Source organism: Variovorax sp. CCNWLW235 (assembly GCF_037204085.1).
Classification (GTDB): Bacteria; Pseudomonadota; Gammaproteobacteria; order Burkholderiales; family Burkholderiaceae_C; genus Variovorax.
In genome coordinates, this window is the sequence record NZ_JBBCBW010000010.1 from 63,759 (window position 1) to 82,680 (window position 18,922).

General features: G+C 65.8%; 14 protein-coding genes. 11 read left to right on the forward strand and 3 right to left on the reverse strand.

Going from position 1 to position 18,922, the window contains the following annotated elements:
• The first annotated feature begins 18 nt into the window (after positions 1–18).
• From V9L21_RS13655 to V9L21_RS13680, 6 genes are read left to right on the forward strand one after another with little or no spacing between them, the layout of a single operon-like run.
• Entirely contained in the window at positions 19–2,388 is a 2,370-nt protein-coding gene (locus V9L21_RS13655) for a type VI secretion system Vgr family protein (protein WP_337312650.1), read from the forward strand.
• Between the two features lie 29 nt (positions 2,389–2,417).
• On the forward strand, positions 2,418–2,831 hold the full coding sequence (locus V9L21_RS13660) for a hypothetical protein (protein WP_337312652.1): 414 nt from the start codon (positions 2,418–2,420) through the stop codon (positions 2,829–2,831).
• A 19-nt stretch (positions 2,832–2,850) separates the two neighbouring features.
• Positions 2,851–5,562 (forward strand): DUF2169 domain-containing protein, encoded by a 2,712-nt coding sequence (locus V9L21_RS13665; RefSeq protein ID WP_337312654.1) that lies wholly within the window; start codon positions 2,851–2,853, stop codon positions 5,560–5,562.
• Positions 5,559–6,608 carry a pentapeptide repeat-containing protein gene (locus V9L21_RS13670; protein ID WP_337312656.1) on the forward strand — a complete coding sequence of 350 codons (1,050 nt, stop codon included), beginning with the start codon at positions 5,559–5,561 and terminating at the stop codon, positions 6,606–6,608. The genes V9L21_RS13665 and V9L21_RS13670 overlap by 4 nt, the downstream gene beginning before the upstream one ends.
• Positions 6,609–6,661: 53 nt before the next feature.
• Positions 6,662–7,306 carry a DUF3540 domain-containing protein gene (locus tag V9L21_RS13675; protein WP_337312658.1) on the forward strand — a complete coding sequence of 215 codons (645 nt, stop codon included), beginning with the start codon at positions 6,662–6,664 and terminating at the stop codon, positions 7,304–7,306.
• 15 nt (positions 7,307–7,321) lie between these two features.
• Entirely contained in the window at positions 7,322–7,702 is a 381-nt protein-coding gene (locus V9L21_RS13680; RefSeq protein ID WP_337312659.1) for a DUF4150 domain-containing protein, read from the forward strand.
• Between the two features lie 24 nt (positions 7,703–7,726).
• Here V9L21_RS13680 and V9L21_RS13685 read toward each other — a convergent pair whose 3' ends face one another.
• Genes V9L21_RS13685 through V9L21_RS13695 form a run of 3 tightly spaced genes read right to left on the reverse strand, consistent with a single transcriptional unit; the run spans position 7,727 to position 10,938 of the window.
• Positions 7,727–8,530, reverse strand: coding sequence for a PP2C family protein-serine/threonine phosphatase (locus V9L21_RS13685; protein WP_337312661.1), 804 nt, complete (start codon positions 8,528–8,530; stop codon positions 7,727–7,729).
• Positions 8,523–10,496, reverse strand: coding sequence for a type VI secretion system-associated FHA domain protein TagH (tagH, locus tag V9L21_RS13690; protein ID WP_337312663.1), 1,974 nt, complete (start codon positions 10,494–10,496; stop codon positions 8,523–8,525). The genes V9L21_RS13685 and tagH overlap by 8 nt, the downstream gene beginning before the upstream one ends.
• Positions 10,497–10,554: 58 nt before the next feature.
• Positions 10,555–10,938 (reverse strand): TssQ family T6SS-associated lipoprotein, encoded by a 384-nt coding sequence (locus tag V9L21_RS13695; protein WP_337312665.1) that lies wholly within the window; start codon positions 10,936–10,938, stop codon positions 10,555–10,557.
• A 153-nt stretch (positions 10,939–11,091) separates the two neighbouring features.
• On the opposite strand from V9L21_RS13695, the gene tssJ reads away from it, so the two are divergent.
• The 5 genes from tssJ to tagF all read left to right on the forward strand — a co-directional run bounded on the left by tssJ (position 11,092) and on the right by tagF (position 18,902).
• Positions 11,092–11,607, forward strand: a complete 516-nt coding sequence (tssJ, locus tag V9L21_RS13700) for a type VI secretion system lipoprotein TssJ (RefSeq protein WP_157611340.1) — start codon at positions 11,092–11,094, stop codon at positions 11,605–11,607.
• A gap of 159 nt (positions 11,608–11,766) precedes the next feature.
• A complete protein-coding gene (tssK, locus tag V9L21_RS13705; protein WP_337312668.1) occupies positions 11,767–13,146 on the forward strand; it encodes a type VI secretion system baseplate subunit TssK in 1,380 nt (459 codons plus the stop codon).
• Positions 13,147–13,154: 8 nt separating this feature from the next.
• Positions 13,155–14,546 (forward strand): DotU family type VI secretion system protein, encoded by a 1,392-nt coding sequence (locus V9L21_RS13710; protein WP_337312670.1) that lies wholly within the window; start codon positions 13,155–13,157, stop codon positions 14,544–14,546.
• Entirely contained in the window at positions 14,546–18,181 is a 3,636-nt protein-coding gene (gene tssM, locus V9L21_RS13715; RefSeq protein WP_337312672.1) for a type VI secretion system membrane subunit TssM, read from the forward strand. Before V9L21_RS13710 ends, tssM begins: the two co-directional genes overlap by 1 nt.
• A gap of 1 nt (position 18,182) precedes the next feature.
• Complete coding sequence (gene tagF, locus V9L21_RS13720) at positions 18,183–18,902, forward strand: type VI secretion system-associated protein TagF (protein ID WP_337312674.1); 720 nt, start codon at positions 18,183–18,185, stop codon at positions 18,900–18,902.
• Positions 18,903–18,922 lie beyond the last annotated feature (20 nt).

Below are 18,922 nucleotides of genomic sequence, written 5' to 3' on the forward strand. Positions count from 1 at the left end.
GAAGAAAGGGAGTAAGCCATGGCCACCCGAATCGTCAAAGCCCACACGCCACTGGCGGAAGACCAGCTGATATTCCGCTCGATGCATGGCACCGAGGGACTGTCGCAGCTGTTCGAGTTTGAGGTGGATCTGTTGAGCCCGAGCGTGTCGCTCGACATGAAGTCGGTGCTGGGCAAGCCGCTCTCGCTTGAGATACAGACGGTCGGCGAGCCGCGTTTTCTCAACGGGCAGATCGTGCGCTTCACCATGGTGGGCAGGGAGAGCAGCACTTCGCGCTATGTGGTGTACCGCGCCACCGTGCGGCCTTGGCTCTGGTACCTGACGCGCACCAGCGACTGCAAGATTTTTCAGAACAAGTCGGTCATCGACATCCTCGAGGAGGTGTTTGCCGACTACAACTTCGCGTTCGAGAAGAAGCTCAGCGGAAGCTACCGGCAGTGGGAATACTGCGTGCAGTACCAGGAGACCGACTTCGCCTTTGTCAGCCGGCTCATGGAGCACGAGGGCATTTACTACTACTTCAAGCACGAGAAGAACCAGCACACGCTGGTGCTTGCGGACGACGTCGGCGCGCACGAAACCCTGCCGGGCTATCCCAAGATCAGCTATCTTGCGGCCGACCGGGACCCGGACCCTTTCCAGGAGGTGATCGACCAATGGCAGGTCACCGAGGAAATCCGCCCCGGCACCTATGTGGTGGACGACTACGACTTCAAGAAGTCGAAGGCCGACCTGATGGGCATGCGCAGCCAGCCGCGCGGGAATCCGCACGACACCTACGAGATTTACGAATGGCTCGGCGGCTTCAGCGAGGCTGAGCAGGGAGAGCATTACTCGCGCATCAGGCTCGAAGAGGCGCAGTCACAAGCCGAGCGGGACATCGGCCACAGCAGCGTGCGCGGCATGGCGCCGGGCTATCGCTTCACGATGCAGAACTGCCCGCGGCAGGACGACAACCGCGAGTACCTGATCGTCTCCGTGGCCTACGCATTGCGCGAAGGCGGCTACGAGAGCGGCGCCGCCGACAGCCACTTCAGCTTCAGCTTTGCGGTGCAGCCGACCTCGTACCCGTTCCGTCCGCCGCGCGTAACGCCGATGACCCGCACCAACGGGCCGCAGACCGCCACCGTGGTGGGCAAGGCCGGCCAGGAGTATTGGGTCGATCAATACGGCCGCGTGAAGGTGCAGTTTCGCTGGGACCGCTACGGCAAGAGCGACGAGAACAGCTCCTGCTGGGTGCGCGTTTCCAGTGCATGGGCCGGCTCGAACTACGGTGCCGTGAACCATCCGCGCAAGGGGCAGGAGGTGATCGTCGATTTCATCGGCGGCCACCCTGACCGCCCGATCATCATCGGCCGCGTCTACAACTCGGACCAGATGCCGCCGCTCGAGTTGCCCGCGAAGGTTACGGTGAGCGGCTTCGTGAGCCGCAGCCAGGACGGCACGCCGGCGAATGCCAACGAGTTCATCCTGGACGATGCGCCCGGTTCCGAGCTGGTGCGGATTCACGCCGAGAAGAATTACGAACTCGACGTGGAAGCCGATGAAACCGATACGGTCGCAGGCAAGAAAACCACGACCATCGAAGGCGCGGACAACTACACCACCAACACTTCCCTGGACGAGACGGTCAACGGGCCGCACACGCTGACTGTCAACAAGGGCGCGCCGCAAAAGATCACTGTCAACGGCGGCGACCAGTTCATCAAGGTGGATGGCGGCAACCAGCAGGTCGATGTCATCGGGAATCAGACCATCCATGTCACCGGCAAGCGCAAGGACACGGTAGACAGCGGTGAAGAGCGAATCATCGGTACGTCGCTCAAGGAAGACATCGATGGCCCGCAGACCACCAAGGTGGTCGGCCTGTATACCGAAGAAACCAAGGGAAAGAAGGTGACGGTCGACGGCGACGAGGACTATCTCGTCAAGGGAGCGCAAAAGGTGCATGCGAACACGTCGTTGAAAGCCACGACGGACGGCCCGATGAACCTGGAAAGCACCACGGCGGACATCACGATCAAGTCACCGACCAAGATCATCCTGGATGCACCTCATGTGGAGGACAAGTCGGCAAAAAAAGTAACGTTCACCGACTGGGGCATTGCCTTCAAGGGCTTCAATATGGGGCTCAACGGGATGAACGTGAGCATCAACGGGGTCGCCGTCTTCATCAACGGGAGGGTGATCAGCGTCGCCGCCCAGAACTACGGCTTCAACGCCTACTCGATCACTGGCGCCATCAACAAGTTCGACATGTATTCCGCCAGCGGTGCGATCGGCCTCTATACCACCACCCAGACGCTTTTCACGACGGACAACAAGGCGACAAAAATCGACTTGTCGCAAATTAAGGTGAACCCCAGAGGCATCACCGTCTATCTCTGAGCCTGGGGCGCATGTTGGATCTTTTCGCTATGTGGTTCACCGAGTACTGGTACCTGATTGTCTCCGTCGCTGTCTTCGTGCTGCTGCCGTTCGTGCTGACCACGCTGGCCAAGCGCTATGTCTTCCGCGTGGTGCATCTGCAGAGTGCGGTCAACCGCCAAGTAATGGGTGCGGACCGCGCCGAGCGAGTGCTTCGTACGGGCCAGCCGGCGGTGGCGATGGTGCTCGAGAGCTACGACACGGCCATGCGGGTCGAGCGCATCTATATCCTCGTGCGGCTCAAGCTGCAGGTACAGCCTGAGGGCGGATTGCCTGCCTTCGAGACTGAGCTGGTCGCCCCGATCAGCCCGGTGAAGCTCGCCGACTTCGCACCGGGGCGCTCCGTGAAGCTGCGCTTCGACCCGGTCTCGCGCGAGATCGCCATCGATCAGCCGATGCGCTGAAGCAGGTGCGCTACCCCCGATGAAGACCATCAAGCCCTTTCGCCTGAGCATCCTCACGCGGCCCTTCAGGCGGCAGCGGCAAGACCACCTGGGCGTCTCGGTGTTCGCGATGGCCAGCCTGGCGCCCGAGCCCCTGCTGATGCCCGACCAGGACCTCTGGAAGCTGGCGGCCGACGAAATCGGGCCCGGCAACGTGCTGGACCTGGGCGTGCCCAAGATCGAGCCGGAGTGGCTGGTCAGCGGCTATGCGTACACGGCGCATCAGGACGACAAGACACTGTGCGCGGCCCAGGCCGTCTTCCATGGCCAGGCCAAGTCATTGCTGGTGAGCGGCGATCGCTACTGGCTTGACGGCCGCGCTACGCCTCCCCAGCCTTTCGAGCGCCTGAGGCTCGATTGGGCGCATGCCTATGGCGGCCCGAGCGAGGCTGAAAACCCGGAAGGCATCGGCAGCTTCGATGAAACGATCAACGGCGTGCATACGCGCCGGCTTCCCAATGTCGAGTTGCCGGGCGCGCGTCAGGACGCACCCGGGCGGCGCATCGTGCCTGCGGGTTTCGGCGCCGTACCCCCCGATCGGCCGCAGCGGCTCGCGCTGATGGGGCGCGCCTACGACCAGCAGTGGCTGCAGCACGAGTACCCGGGTTTCGCCGAGGACATGGACTGGCGCTACTTCAATGCCGCGCCCACCGACCAGCGCCTGCCCGGCCAGCGCGAATTGCCGCCGGGCGCCGCCTACGAGCTTTGGAACATGCACCCCCGGCAGCCGGTGATGCGCGGCCAGCTGCCCGACTGGCAGGCACGCTGCTTCGCCAGCTTTCAGAAAGACGGTGGCGCGCTGTCGGAAATTTCGCTGCGCCTGAGCACGGCCTGGTTTTTTCCGCACGCCGAGCGCGTCATCCTGGTCTGGCACGGGGCATCGCCCATCGCAGAGGATGACGCGGCCGACGTCAAGCACATCATGCCCGCGCTCGAGCTGCGCGGGCAGCCGCGGCCGCTCGCCCACTACCAGCAGGTGCTGCAGCAGCGCATCGATCCCGCCAAGGCGGTGCTGGTCCTGCGCGACAGCGACCTGGTCCCCAAGACGGTCATGGGGCCGTGGGCAGGCGACCAGATGCCCGATCTCGCCTCGCTTCCGCTGGTGCGCAACCTGCGCGCAGGCCGGCAGCGCGAGCACGAACGCCTGCGCGCCCGCCTGCTGGCGCAGGGCCTGGATCCCGAGCAGCATCTGCCGCCCTTGGCCGAACCGGATTTGCAGCCGCCAGCCTCCATGGACGATCTGCCCGACTTCGCCGAGAAGGCCGATCAAGCCCTCGAGCAAATGCGCGAGGCGGCACTTGCCCGCGGCGCCGAAGACCTGGCTCAGGCCGTCGCACGCGGGATGCCCGCGGCCATCCAGCCCGATATCGATATCCCGCCGCTGTCGCAGATCGATCCGCGCAAGCTGTCGGGCGAGATCAAGGCGAGCATCGACAAGGCCATGACCGAGGTGGCGTCGCGGACCGGCAAGCCTGTGCAGCGCCGATTCGACCCGGACCGCCTGCTGCGTGACCTCGCGCGCCTCGAGGAAGACGCGGCGCGCGAGCGCCGAACACCCCTCACATCCGACGAGGCCGCCGAAAGCGCGCGGCTGCGCGAGCAGGCCGGGCGCAGCGCGCGCATGGGGCACCTCCACGGCGCACACCTGTTCGAGCCGGCGCCACCGGCCAGCAGCCTGCGCTCCAGGCGACTGCGTCGGCGTCTCGAGGCCGCAGCCAGCGGCGAGCGCCGCTTCGCAGGCATGAGCTTCGTCGGTGCCAACCTCTCGGGCCTGGATCTGCGCGGTGCCGACTTCACCGAAGCGAACCTCGAAGACGTCGACTTCAGCGACGCGCGGCTCGATGGCTGCAACTTCACGCGCGCGGTGCTTGCACGGACGCGGCTTGTCCGGGCTTCGCTCACCGATGCACGGCTGGACGAGGCCAATCTGGGTGGCGCGCAATGCGAAGGCGCGAACTTCACGGGTGCGAGCTTCGTGCAGACGCGTTGCAGCAAGACCATTTTTCGTTCCTGCGTGCTGGCGAAGGCCGTGTTCAACCAAACCGATCTGTTCGAAAGCGAATGGGTGCGTTGCGATGCGCGCGGCTCGCACTGGGAGCAAATGGCGATGACCAAGCTGGCCCTGGAAGACATCGCTTTCGACAACGCCACGTTCAAGCAGGTGAGCTGGATCGAGTGCAACTTCAAGGGGACATCCTTCGTACGCGCCGCGCTGAACGCCTGTGCTTTCGTCACCGTCGATGCACAGGAGGGGGTCGACTTCACCGAGGCCAGCCTCGTCACCTGTTCCTTCGTCCATGGCTGCAGCCTGGTTCAGGCCGTGTTCTGCGCCGCTTCGCTCAGGCAGTGCGGCCTGCGCGGCGCCCTCTTGGTCGGCGCTGACCTCGCGAAAGCACGCCTTGAAGGCTGCGACTTCTCCGAGTGCGACCTGCGGCGCGCGCGGCTGGAGGAATTGCACGCCGGCGAGAGCCTGTTCATTCGCGCGGACTTGCGCGAAGCCTCGTTGCGCGGTGCCAACCTCATCGACGCCAATCTTTCCAAGGCCGACTTGCGTTTTGCCAGCCTGCAGGACGCCAATTTGTTTCGCGCCGACGTGTCGCAGGCCGCCATCGACGGCTCGACCACCTTCATCGGCGCCTACACCCAAGGAGCCAAGACCTTGCCCGCACGAAGGACTGAGCCGGTTCGATGACAGTCGAAGAACTTCTGGACAAGATTCGGCATGGCGAACCGGTGGTCAAAGCGAGTCTCGCAGGGCAGGACCTCAGCGGCGTCGATTTGTCGGGGGCACAGATGGAGCACGTCGACTTGAGCCGGACGAATCTGCGCGGCGCCAGCCTCGACGACAGTTCACTGGCGCAATGCAACTTCGATCAAGCCGACCTGTCGGCGGCCAGCTTGAGAGGCGTGCGCGTATTTCGGTGTCGGCTGGAGTCCGCGCAACTCGGCCGCGCGTTCATGCAGGACACCAACTTCTTCGAGTCTTCGCTGGCTCACGCGGATTTTGGAAAAGCGCAAATGGAGCGCGTGGCATTTGTCAGATGCGAGCTCGGGCATGCTGTGTTGAAGCCCAGCATTTGCGATCAGATCGTCATCACCGAATCACGGGTCGATCAGCTCGATTGCCGTGGGGCAGAGCTGTTGCACCTGATGTTCTTTCGCATGGATCTGCGCACGGTGGAGTTCGCCCAGGCCCGATGCGATGGCTCGATCTTGATGGAGTGCAATCTCGAAGGCCAGCGCTTGCCGCACACCGCCTTCCTGCGCTGCCAGTTCACCGACAGCGCGATGGCAGGTGTTGATTTCAGCGGCGCCGTGCTGACCCAGAGCAACTTCAAGGGCGCCGTGCTGACCAAGGCGAACTTCAGCGGAGTGGATGCCGCCCAGACGATGTTCCCGGAGGCCGATCTGCATGAAGCGAATTGCAGCGATGCCATCTTCGATCAGTCGATCTGGGCCGACGCCAAGCTCGAAGGTGCCGATTTCAGCCGCTCGCGCCTGCCGCTGAGCGTGTTCCATCGCGCGCAGGCCAGGGGTGCCAGCTTTCGCGACGCGGACCTGCAGGATGCCGATTTCTCCTACGCTCAACTTCATTCCGCGGATTTGCGCGATGCACGTTTTCTGCGCACCCGCTTTCATCGGGCCGCGCGCGCAGATGCGCGTTTCTCGGGAAGCGGTGGCATCATCGAAAACGATCCGGAGCTGTTCAAGGCTCAAGAGATCCTTCCGCCGCGCTGACGCCGCCAGACCTGTCCGTTCCACTGTTTACCCATCGAAACAAGGAAATCTCCATGACAGTCGTTTCACTGCACAAAGCCTCGAAGCTGACGGCTCCGGTTCACTTCCAGGGGGTGGTCGCCGCGTTGCTGCCGGATGGACGTGTCACCGTCGACGACGAGCAGGGTGATGTCTGGGTTTGCCGGCGCGCGGCGAGCTGCCTGCTCAAACCGGCCAGCGGCGATACCGTGCTGGTGTCCGGTCCCGACAGCGCGCGAGCCTATCTGATCGCCGTGATCGAGCAGGCCGATGCGTCGTCGAGCTGCATCGAGGCGGCGGGCGACGTCACCTTCGCGTCTGCCGGCACCGGCCGGGTGACCATCGCGAGTGCCTCGGAACTCAGGCTTCGCGCGGACAAGCGCTTCGTACTCAAGGCAGAAGAGGGCGAGTGCGACATCGGTGAACTGCGGCTGGTGACGCGCTCCGTGCAGGCCGCGGCCGGAAGCGTCCGGCTGGTCGGCAAGGTATTCGAGACCGTGGCCGATCGCATCGTGCAGATGGCGCGCCAGACGCTGCGCCTGACGGATGAAGTCGACCAGGTGCGCGCCGGCCACATGGACTACAAGGCCAGCGAGACGGTGCGCATTCATGGCCACCACACGATGGTCACCGGCCAGGAGCTGGTAAAGGTGGACGCGGCTCAGATCCACATGGGATAGACGAGGAGATACCAGATGTTTGCCAACTGCCAGCTCATGGGAATGGACATGGCATTCCCCGACGTCTGCAAGACGCCGGTGCCCATTCCATATCCGAACATGGCCATGGGGCCGATGGCTGTTCCGAATGCCTGGAACATCCTCTTCATGGCAATGCCCGCGCACAACATGGCGACGACCACGCCCATCACCCTGGGGGATCAGCCCGGGGTACTGGGCGGCGTTGTGTCGCAGACGTTCATGCAGCAATCGCGGCATGTGACAGGCGCGTTCACCGTGCTTCTCAAGGGTACGCCGGCCACGCGGGTTACCAGCATCACGATGCAGAACCGTTGCAACATCGTCGGCATGCGCGTCGTGCCGAGCCAGTTCAAGGTGCTGATGCTGGCACCCTGAAGAGGCCACGAGGGCGCGAGAGAGTCAGGCAGGCCGCGCCGTCCCCGCCAGCGTCACCTGCTGCGGAAACCCCACCCACACGGCCAGCGCCGAGTAGTTGTCGCGCGATTCGTCGGCCTTGGCTTCGGCCGCGCGCCGCAGCAGCGCGAGCCACTCTTCCGCGCTGTCGGCCAGCTGTAGCGAGCGCTCCATGACCTGTTGCGAAATAAGCTGCCACAGGCCGTCGGTGCACAGCAGGAAGGCGTCGCCATCGGCGAGCCGCTGCGGCGTTGAGACAGTGGTCTCGGCCGTGGCGCGGGCACCCAAGGCGCGGTACAGCAAGTTGGTCTTTACCAGCCGCTCGCCGCCATTGGCTCCGTTGCCCAGCGCAGCTTCGCCGGAGCGCTCCGACAGGCTGTGATCTTCGGTGCGCTGCATCAGCGCGCCGCGGCGAAACCAGTAGAGGCGGCTGTCGCCCACGTGGGCCCAGCAGGCCTGGCCGCTGTTGCGGTCGACGAAGAGCGAGACGATGGTCGCGCTCATCCTGCTCTGGTCGGCAAGCTCTCGCTGCTTGGCAAGGATGGCGTCGTTGGCGGCTTTTACCGCGTGCTGGATGTCTTCTTTTTCGACCGACGGGTTGTCGACGAAGGTGTTGAGCGCGGTGTCGACCGCAATGCGCGCGGCCAGCTCGCCGCCCGCGTTGCCGCCCACGCCGTCGCTCACGACGAAGCAGGCGTTGTATTCGTCGAGGTGATAACCGATGGCGTCCTGGTTGCCGCTGCGTTCGCCCACGCAGGAGAACTGCGAGGTGGAAATGGGAACCGCGAAAGCACGGGTGGTTTCAAGCACGGCGTGCCTCCTTCAATCGTTCCATTTCCTTGTCGTAGGCCTGCTGGAAGGCGCGGCCGAATACCGCCTGGAAGTCGTCCTCGACGGCCGCCGTGGTTTCCGCATGCAGCTTCTGCAACTGGCGCCAAAGGCGCGCCTCGCGGCCGCCGGGCAGCAGCTTTTCGCCGAGGCCGCCGTCGTGCGGCGTGGCGTCGTTCAGCGCGGTGGGGTCGAAGCGCTTGAGCACGGTGAGCAGCGCGGCGCGCATGCCGGCCACCATGCCGAGCTGGTGTGATTGCAGGTCGCCGAGCGCGTCGTGCACGGCAGCTTCGGGTGACAGGAAGCCGGGCATGCGAGCGCCGAACATCTGCATGAGCACGGCACGGCCGTTGGGGAGAATCTTGAACGGGTTGTTTTCCTCGTCGACGATCATCGTGATCTCGGCGCGCACTTCGCGCTTGAGCATGGCGCGCGACGAGAGCAGCTCGATGGTGCCGTCGGTGAACGCGCGCATGAGCCGGCCGAGTCGCCGCATGGCTTCGGCGTCCAGCGGTTGCTGGCCAGCGACGTCGGGTACGCCGGCGCCTTCGAGAAAGGCCCTGAAGAGATCGTCCGATGAGGATGACGGCGAAGCGGGCGTTACCGTCGGTGCCACCGCGGCGGCTACCGGCGAAGGAGCAGCCGGCGGGGGAGCGACAGGCTGGGGCGGCGTCGCTGGCTCAGGCGGCGCGGCAGGTTTCGATGCCGATACTGCTGGTGCTGGTGCTGGTGCTGGTGCTGGTGCTGGTGCTGGCGCTGGCGGTGGCGGTGGCGGCGCCTCCACCGGCACTGCAGCCACTTCCGCCTTCTTCGGCTTCGCCGCAGGCGGCGGATCGAAGGCCACCGGGTTCGGCGGCCTGAACTGCGCGGACACTTCGCGCGCATGGTTCGAATGGCTGTGCCCTTGCGGCGCGGCGGCCGGCCTGGCCAGCAGGTCGAGTGCGGGATGCACCTCGCGCAGCGGGTCTTCGTGGGTCAGCGCGGTCGGGCGCGGATCGGATAGCGGCGAGGGCGCGTTGCTGTCGGCGGCAAAGAAAGAGAGCGGGTCCACGCCGCGCTTCAGTGCCACGTCGGACATGTCGGTGGCCGCGTGGGGATTCAGTTCGGAGAGCGGATCGACCGGGTTCCGGCGCGCCTGCGAAGGCAGCTCGAAAGGTTCGTGCGCCATGGGGTCGGGCATGGGCTCGGGCGCAGTCTTTTCGCGGCGCGGCGCATTGGCGAGGATGGCGTCCCAGTCAGCCGCGGAGGGAATTTGCGAGGCGCTCGTGCGAGCGCTCACCGGCGATGGCAATGGCGATTGCGATGGCGACGGCACCGGTGCAGGCGGCGAAGCGACCGTGGGGGCGGCAGCAGGGATCGCCGGCAATGGCGTGGGCGCAGGAGCCTCGGCGCGCGGCGACGGTGGCGATGCGGGTGGCGGCATTGCCACGGTGACAGGTTGCGCATCGCCGATGGGCAGCGCACCCGCCCCGAAGAGGTCGGAGAACACGTCGGAGACCGGTGCGGCCGGCAGCAGCGAATCCATGGGCGCCTGCGCCATCGTGCCGGCCGCGGGCACATCGCGCATCGGCGCGGCGGCCGGTGGTGAAGGCATCGGCATCATGGCTGCGACGGGTGCGGCTGCGGCCATGCGATTGCCGCTTGCGGCTTCGAGCACATAGCTCCCGATGGTGACGCGGTCGCCGTCGGCCACTGGCGATTCTTCCTCGTGCTGCAGCGTGCGTCCGTTCACGCTGATGGGCAGCACCGCGCTCATGTTGCGAAGCACCTCGACGCCCTGCTCGTCGAAGCGCACGGTGGCCTGCAGGCGCGAGATCTGACGCTGCTCGTCGGGCAGCACCAGGTGGTTGTCGGGGCTGCGCCCGATGGTTCCGCCCGGCGCCGCGAGCAAGGCCGAAGGCCCCGATGTCACCGGCTTGCCGGCATGTTCGATCACCGTCCAACGCATGGCATCTCCGTGTTCATGTCGAGCTGCGGTGTGCTGCCGCTCAAAGCGCTGCAGGCGCTCAACGCTTCATCCGCTTGGCAGCCTCGAACGCGGGGCCCCACACCGGGTGCTTGCGTTCGGCAACGCTCAGGTCGAAGTTGGGAAAAGCATCAAGCAGCTTGCGAAACTGCGTGCGGCATTCGGGCACCTGGTTGGCCACACAGTAGCTGAACGCCTCAAGCTTCATCGCGTCGAGCCGCGTGCCGGGCTCCGCCGCGTCGAACACCGAGACGCCGCCGCTCTTCAGCGTGGTCACGGCCTTGGCATAGTCGCCTTCGTCATACGCCTGCTGCGCGCGTTCGAGCGTGGTGCGCGCCACTTGCTGGCTCAGGCGTTCGGGTTGCGGCGGTTCGGGCGGAGGCGTGGTGGTGCAACCGGCAGCGACAAATAAGGTGAGCGCCAAAGCAGGCAGACATGACTTCAATCTTCTCTCCAACCTTGCGAAAGGCAATGAAAGGCAATGCTTGATAAGACTCGCGATGTTGCACGAGATATGCGACTCCGTTCGTGCGCACGACTTCGATAATATAGGCCGCGAACCATTGAGGGAGATCCCATGCATCGACGAACCTTGCTTCAAGGCGCACTTGCAACCGCACCGTTGTTTGGTGGCCTCAGTGGATGCGCATCGACGGCGAAGTCATTGCCCACACCCTATGCAGTCACCATTCGCATCGACGATGGCGTCAACCCCGACGGGCGCGGCCAGCCGGCGCCGATTCTCGTCAAAGTCTTCGAACTGAAATCTTCCGGTAACTTCGAGACGGCAGACTACTTTGCACTACAGGACCGTGACCGCGAAACGCTTCTGACAGAGCTCGTGAACGCCGACCAGGCCATCATGCGCAGCGGCGAAGAGCGTGTCTTCAAGCGTGAAGCGGGGCTCGACTCGCGGGCCATCGGCATCATCGCCGGCTATCGCAAGCTGGAGGCTTCGCGCTGGCGCATCGTCTTGCCGCTCAAGGAGCCGAAGCAAACCAATCTGTACAAGGTGTGGCAGTTTTCGCCGAGCGAGCAAAGCGTGCGAATCGCCATTCGCAAGACAGGCATCGAGTTACTACCAAGTCGTTAATTTCTCTGCTTTGTAGCTAAAAAGTGCGAGCAATTCGCACGAGAAATTCGGTGCAAAACGTAAGAAGCGCCGTGTAGCATCAGAGAAAAATAATGAATCAATAGGGAGGACGTCAGCAAGCGCCTCCCGCTTCAGTGTGGGCACTCCCCAGGAGGTTCTTTGGTGACAGTTCGCAATCCGGGCGCCGGCAAGCAGGGCGCCCATCCGCAGGCGTTGGCGAATCGTGTGGTGTGGTCCGAAGGCATGTACCTGCGGCCGCAGCACTTCCAGCAACTGGAGCGCTATGTCGAGCAGTACGTCACTCGCCGCACGGCGGGCCTGCAAGGTGCCTACTGGGGATGGCTTCACCTGGACATCGACCGCGATGCCTATGCGCTCGGCCGCGTGTCGTTGCTCGGCGGCGCGGGCGTGCTGCCCGACGGCACGCCGTTCTCGTTCGGCGCCGAAGATGCGCCGCTTCCTTATGAAGTGCCGAGCGACCTGACCGACGAGCTCATCGTGCTCGCATTGCCGCTGCGCCGCACCGGCAGCGAAGAAGTCATCTTCTCGGAGGACGAAGGCTCGGCCGCGCGCTTCGGCGTGATCGAGCGCGAGGTGGCCGACGGCAACGCCGTGGCGCTCGGCCCTGCGGTGCTGCAGCTTGCAAAGCCGCGCCTGCGCCTGGCGCGCGCATCGTCGCTGTCGGCGGAGTGGCAGGCCATTGGCGCGGTGCGCGTGATAGAGCGCCGCACCGACCACAAGCTGGTGGTCGATGCCAACTACATTCCGCCGGTGCTCGATGCTTCGGCGCACGCCATGCTGCGCAGCATGATCGCCGAGCTGCATGGCCTGCTCACGCAGCGCTCCGAAGCCTTGGCATCGCGCCTTTCGCAGCCGGGCCGCGGCGGCGTGAGCGAGGTGTCCGACTTTCTCTTGCTCGAGCTGGTCAACCGCTATCTTGCAACCACATGGCATGCGCAGCAGGCGGTGCAGGTGCACCCGGAGCAGCTGTTCACCGATTGGCTCAAGCTGGCCTGCCACCTGGCCACGCACACATCGCCCACGCGGCGCCCGGTGGTGTGGCCGGTGTACGACCACGACAACCTCAACGAGAGCATCCGCCCGCTGATGGAAGAGCTGCGGCGCTCGCTGTCGGCGGTGCTCGAGCAGAGCGCCATTGCCATCGAGCTCGAAGAGCGCAGCCACGGCGTGCGCGTGGGCCGCATGCCCGACCCGGTGCTGGTGCGCAACGCGGGCTTCGTGCTCGCAGTGCATGCGGACCTGCCCGCCGATGCCATCCAGCAGCGCTTTCCGACGCAGGTCAAGATCGGTTCGGTCGAGCGTATTCGCGACCTGGTGCAGCTGCAGTTGCCCGGCGTCACGGTGCGGCCGCTGCCGGTGGCGCCGCGGCAGATTCCATACAACGCGGGCTACCACTACTTCGAGCTCGACAAGACCGGCGACATGTGGCGCCAGCTCGAAAAATCGGGCGGCGTTGCAATGCACCTGGCCGGCGACTTTCCAGGCCTGGCCATGGAGTTCTGGGCCATTCGTCCGTGAGGGACCCTATGAACGGTGTCAACGACATGGCTGTCGGTCCGGGTGGCTTCGTGCCGCCGAACCCGGGCGGCGGCAACAACGGCAATAGCGGCCACAGTGGCGGCACTGGCAACGGCGACGCGGGCATGTCCCCGGCATCGCGCGGCCTCGGCCAGCAACCCCAGTCATTCACCGCATGGCATGACGCGCGGCGTCCGCATGCGGGCGACACGGCGCTCGCGGGCAACAACCCGCTCGTGGCGGCGGCCAACCCGCTGCTCGACCTGATTCCGCAGATTCGCGCCACGGGCCACCACGACGCGCCCGCGCAATTGCGCGAGCACCTGGTCGACGAGGTCAGGCGCTTCGAAACACGTGCGCAGCAAAGCGGCATTGCGCCCGAGGTGATCATCGGCGCGCGCTACTGCCTGTGCACCGCGGTCGACGAAGCGGCCGCGCTCACGCCCTGGGGCGGCAGCATCTGGTCGTCGCAGAGCTTGCTCGTGATGTTCCACAACGAGACCTGGGGCGGTGAAAAATTCTTCCAGCTGCTGTCGCGCCTGGTGCAGAACCCGCAGCAGCATCTGCAGCTCATCGAGCTCATCTACTTCTGCCTGGCGATGGGCTTCGAAGGGCGCTTTCGCGTCATCGACAACGGCCGCACGCAGCTCGAAACGCTCAAGCAGCGGCTGCTGCAGATCATTCGGCAAACGCGCGGAGAAATTGCCGTGCCGCTGTCTCCGCACTGGCAGGACGCGACCGCGCCGGTGCGCCGCACGCGCAACTGGCTGCCGCTGTGGGCCGTGGGCGCCGTGGCGGCAGTGCTGCTGGTGCTGGTGTTCGGTGTGCTCACCTTCAGCCTGGCCGGCCGCTCCGACGGTGCGTTCTCGGCCGTGAACGCGGTGCGCCTGCCGCAGACCGCGCGTGCCGTCGCCTTGCCCGCGCCGCAGCCGCGCCTGCAGCGCTTTCTCGAACCCGAGATTCGCGACGGCCTGCTGACGGTGCGCGACGAGGCCGACCGCAGCGTGGTGGTGCTGCGCGGCGACGGTTTGTTCGCGTCGGGCTCCGACCGCGTGCTCGACCGCTATGCGCCCGTGCTCGCGCGCGTGGCCGACGCGCTCAATTCCGTGGAAGGCAACGTGCTGATCAGCGGCTTCAGCGACGACCAGCCGATTCGCAGCGTGCGCTTCCCGTCCAACTGGCAGCTCTCGCAGGCGCGTGCCGATGCCGTCAAGAAGATGATTGCCACGCGTGTCACGCGGCCCGAGCGCCTGCGCGCCGAAGGCCGGGGCGATGCCGATCCGCTGGTGCCCAACGATTCGCCGGCCAACCGCGCGCGCAACCGGCGTGTGGAAGTGACGCTGCTCGTGGCGCCCGTGGCCGCGGCCAACGCAACGGCGCCGCAGGGAGGAGCCCGCTGATGCTGCGCGCGATTTTCCGTTTTCTCGTGAGCCGCGACCTGTGGGTCTTTTTCGGTCTGCTGGCTGTCGCGTTCCTGATCTGGGTCATCGGCCCCGTCATTGCGGTGGGCCGCTACCGGCCGCTCGAAAGCGAGTTCGTCCGCATCGTGGTCATCGCGCTGATGTTCACGATCTGGATTGCGCGGGTGCTGTACCGCAAATGGCGCGAGCGGCGCCTCAACGCGCAACTGCTCAACCAGCTTCGCACCCCCACCGCGAAAGAAAAGGCCGCCAAGCCCGAGGACGCACCCGAGATCAAGGAGCTGCAAAGCGGCTTCACCGATGCCACGGCCATACTGAAGAACATGCGCTTCGGCTCGGGCGCCGAAGGCAAGGCCGCGGGCCGTTTCGCGGTGTTCGACCGGCAGTACCTGTACCAGCTGCCCTGGTACATCTTCATCGGTGCGCCGGGCTCGGGCAAGACCACCGCGCTGGTCAACTCCGATCTCGACTTTCCGCTGGCCGACCAGCTCGGCAAGGCTGCGGTGCGCGGCATTGGCGGCACGCGCAACTGCGACTGGTGGTTTACCAACGAGGCGGTGCTCATCGACACCGCGGGGCGCTACACCACGCACGAGAGCAACCGCGAAACCGACGAGAGCGAGTGGAAGGGCTTTCTCGACCTGCTGAAGAAGTTCCGTCCGCGCCAGCCGATCAACGGCGCAATCCTCACCATCAGCATTGCCGACCTGCCGCTGGCCGACGACGCCCAGCGCGCGCGCCACGCCATGGCGCTGCGCAAGCGGCTGCTCGAGCTGCGCAACGACTTGGGCATCAACTTTCCGGTGTACGTGTTGGTTACCAAGACCGACTTGCTGGCGGGCTTCAACGAGTACTTCGGCTCGCTGGGCCGGGCCGAGCGCTCGCAGGTGTGGGGCTTTACCTTCCCGATCGACGCTAACCCGGCGGACCCGGCCAAGGCCGACCTGCGCGAACGCTTTCATCAAGAATACAAGCTGCTGCACCAGCGCCTGGACGAGCGCCTGCCCGAGCTGCTGGCAGCCGAGCCTGACCAGATGCGCCGCGCGCAGGCCTACCTGCTGCCGCAGCAGTTCGCGAGCTTCGAGGACATCCTGGGCACCTTCCTGGCCGACGTGTTCAACCCGTCCAAGTTCGAAGTGGCGCCGATGCTGCGGGGCGTGTACTTCACCAGCGGCACGCAGGAGGGCACGGCCTTCGACCGCGTGATGGGCGCCATCAAGCGCTACCTGCAGGTCAACGCGCCGCCGGCGCCGCCGCCGGGCCCGGGCAAGAGCTACTTTTTGAAGGAACTGCTGCAGCAGGTGATCTTCCGCGACGCGGGTGTGGCCGGAACCAACCTGCGCTGGTACCGGCGCAAGCGGGCCATCGACCTGGCCGGCTACAGCCTCATCGGCGTGCTGCTGGTGGTGTTGCTGGGCGCCTGCGTGAACAGCTGGCGCAACAACAGCGACTACGTGGCCGAGGTCGACAACAACGCCAAGGCCTTCAACAAGGCCGCGGCGCGCGGCGAGCTGCCGACCGTGGTCGATTCGAACAGCGACATCGCCAGTTCGCTGCTGGTGCTCGACCGGCTGCGCGACTTGCCGAAGTCGAGCCAGTTCGACATCGGCGATCCGCCGGTGAGCTACCGCTTCGGCCTGTACCAGGGCGAGAAGCTGCAGGCGGCGACCGATGGCGTCTACCAGCGGGCGCTCGAGAGCGTGCTGCTGCCGCAAGCAGCCCAGCGCGTGGAGCAGGCGCTGCGCGAAGCTTCGAAGACCGATGCCGAATACAGCTACGAGGCGCTCAAGGCCTATCTCATGCTGTACGACGCCGAGCGCTACGACGCCGACTTTCTGCAGGCCTGGCTGCTCACCGACGTCGACCGCAAGATCGGCGCCGCACTCACGCGCGAGCAGCGCGCCAACCTCGAGACGCATCTGCAGGCGCTGTTCGCGGGCCGCGTGGTGACATCGCCCTTTGCCAAGGACGACCGGCTGGTGGTGCAGACGCGCGACCGCCTGGCCGGCGTGCCGCTGGCGCAGCGCTCCTATGCGCGGCTGCGGCGCATCCTGTTGCAGACCAGCCCGCCCAACGCCTTCAGCATTGCCGAGGCGGGCGGTGCCGAGTCGGCGCTGGTCATCAAGCGCGCAAGCGGCAAGCCGCTGACAGACGGCATCCCGACGCTCTTCACCTACCGCGGCTACTGGGACATCTTCGACAAGCGCATGGCCGAGACCACGCTCGCGCTCGAGCAGGAAGACCGCTGGGTGCTGCAGATCCGTGCACCGGGCATGACGGACATCACCTCGCGCGAGCTGCTGCTGCGCGAAGTGCGCCGGCTGTATCTCACCGACTACATCCGCATCTGGGACGAGTACCTGGCCGACATTCGCCTGGCCGACAGCCGCTCGCTGCTGCAGAGCATCCAGATGACGCGCGTGCTCTCGACCTCGGAGTCGCCCATGTCGCGCCTCATTCGCGGCGCCGCGCGCGAGACCGACCTGCTGCGCAACCACGACGAGGCCGCGCGCAGCCTGCTCGACCAGGCGCAGAACCGCGTGGCCAGCACGCGCGAGCGCATCGAGCAGCTCATTGGCCAGCCCGACGGCAGCCAGCGCCGCAACACCGCGCCGGACCGGCCCGAGTCGCTGGTGGACAACCACTTTGCGCCGCTTCGCCGCATGGTGACCGCGCCCAAGGCCGGCGGGCAGGCGCCCATCGACGCGACGGCGGCGCTCATCAACGAGCTCTACACCTTCCTTACCGCCACCGACACTGCATTGCGCAGCGGCAACATTCCGCCGTCGGGCGATGCCGTTACCAAGGTGCAGGCGGAAGCGGGCCGGCTGCCGGTGCCGTTCCAGGGCATGCTGAACGATCTCTCGGCCACCGCGTCGTCCAAGGCCGCGGCCGTGACGCGGCAGAACATCGGGCAGAGTGCGGCGGCCACTATCGGCCAGTTCTGCAACCAGGCCATTGCGGGGCGTTATCCGTTCTCGCGCGGCTCCAACCGCGATGTTGCGGCCGGCGACTTCGCGCAGCTGTTTTCGCCCGGCGGCATGATGGACGACTTCTTCCAGAAGAACCTCGCCTCACAGGTCGACACCTCCGTCAACCCGTGGGCCTTCAAGAAGGGCGTGGACGGCAGCTCGCCGGGGCGCTCGTCGTATCTCGATTCGTTCCAGAAGGCGCAGGCGATCCGCGACGTGTTCTTTACCGGCATGGCCGGCGGGCGCACGCCGTCGTTCACCATCGACATCCGGCCCGAGGACATGGACGCCGCCATCACCCAGTTCACGCTCGACATCGACGGACAGACGGTGCGCTATGCGCACGGCCCGCAGGCGCCCAGCACCGTGAAGTGGCCCGGCCCGCGCAACAGCAACCAGGTGCGGCTGCAGGTGACCACCGCCAACGGCACGCCGGCCGGCGGCATCGTCACTGAAGGGCCGTGGGCGCTGCACCGGCTTTTCGACAAGGCCTCGGTCTCGGCCGGCAGGTCGCCCGAGTCGTTCAACGCGACTTTCGACATGCAGGGCAAGAAGGTGGTGCTGGCGGTGACCGCCAACAGCGTCTACAACCCGCTGCGGCTGAGCCAGATGAGCGGTTTCTCATGCCCGGGAAAGTCGTGACATGAACAGCGGCTTTCCTTCGCCGCACGCGTGGGTGCCGGCCGACGAGCAGATCGGCTGGTACGGCAAGCTGCCCGCCGCCGGCGACTTTCTCTACCGCCGCATGCCGCGCGAGCTGCAGGCCTGGTGGGACCGCTGGATGCAGAACGGCCTGGGTTCATTCAAGCGCTGGCCCGACGCCATGACGCGGCACTACGTTGTCGCGCCAGTGTGGAACTTTGCGATTCCGGCCACCCAGGGCGTGGACGCGGTGCAGTTCGGCTGCATTGCGCCAAGCTGCGACCGCGTGGGGCGCTATTACCCTGTGTGCGTCACGGTGCAGGTGGCGGCGTCGAGCTACCGGCCTTCCATGCTCGAAGGCTCGGCCGCCTGGTACTGGCAATGCGGCACCGCCTTGCTGCAGGCCATTCGCCACAGCGTGGCGCCCGACCAGTTCGACCAGCAGGTGCTGGCCGCCGCACATGGCGGGTTCCAGACCGCGAGCGGCGGCTCGGACGACATCCTGTCGATCCTCGGGGCCGCAGCCGGTGGTGGCGCGACGGCGCAGCAACGCCTGGGCTGGCCCGAACTTCCGCTGTGCTTCGATGCCTTCGGAAGCACCAGCTACTGGTGGACCAATCAGGCGGACGGCTCGCCGCTGCGCACCGCCGCGCATGGCGGCGGCCTGAACACGCCATTGTTTTCGAAGTTGTTTTCACAGGGGCATGTGCCATGGGCATGACTAAAGAGACCCCCGCCGCG

Coding starts and splice junctions, on each gene's coding strand:
- V9L21_RS13655 (WP_337312650.1), top strand. CDS start 19: ATGGCCACCCGAATCGTCAAAGCCCACACGCCACTGGCGGAAGACCAG.
- V9L21_RS13660 (WP_337312652.1), top strand. CDS start 2,418: ATGTGGTTCACCGAGTACTGGTACCTGATTGTCTCCGTCGCTGTCTTC.
- V9L21_RS13665 (WP_337312654.1), top strand. CDS start 2,851: ATGAAGACCATCAAGCCCTTTCGCCTGAGCATCCTCACGCGGCCCTTC.
- V9L21_RS13670 (WP_337312656.1), top strand. CDS start 5,559: ATGACAGTCGAAGAACTTCTGGACAAGATTCGGCATGGCGAACCGGTG.
- V9L21_RS13675 (WP_337312658.1), top strand. CDS start 6,662: ATGACAGTCGTTTCACTGCACAAAGCCTCGAAGCTGACGGCTCCGGTT.
- V9L21_RS13680 (WP_337312659.1), top strand. CDS start 7,322: ATGTTTGCCAACTGCCAGCTCATGGGAATGGACATGGCATTCCCCGAC.
- tagH (WP_337312663.1), bottom strand. CDS start 10,496: ATGCGTTGGACGGTGATCGAACATGCCGGCAAGCCGGTGACATCGGGG.
- tssJ (WP_157611340.1), top strand. CDS start 11,092: ATGCATCGACGAACCTTGCTTCAAGGCGCACTTGCAACCGCACCGTTG.
- V9L21_RS13710 (WP_337312670.1), top strand. CDS start 13,155: ATGAACGGTGTCAACGACATGGCTGTCGGTCCGGGTGGCTTCGTGCCG.
- tssM (WP_337312672.1), top strand. CDS start 14,546: ATGCTGCGCGCGATTTTCCGTTTTCTCGTGAGCCGCGACCTGTGGGTC.
- tagF (WP_337312674.1), top strand. CDS start 18,183: ATGAACAGCGGCTTTCCTTCGCCGCACGCGTGGGTGCCGGCCGACGAG.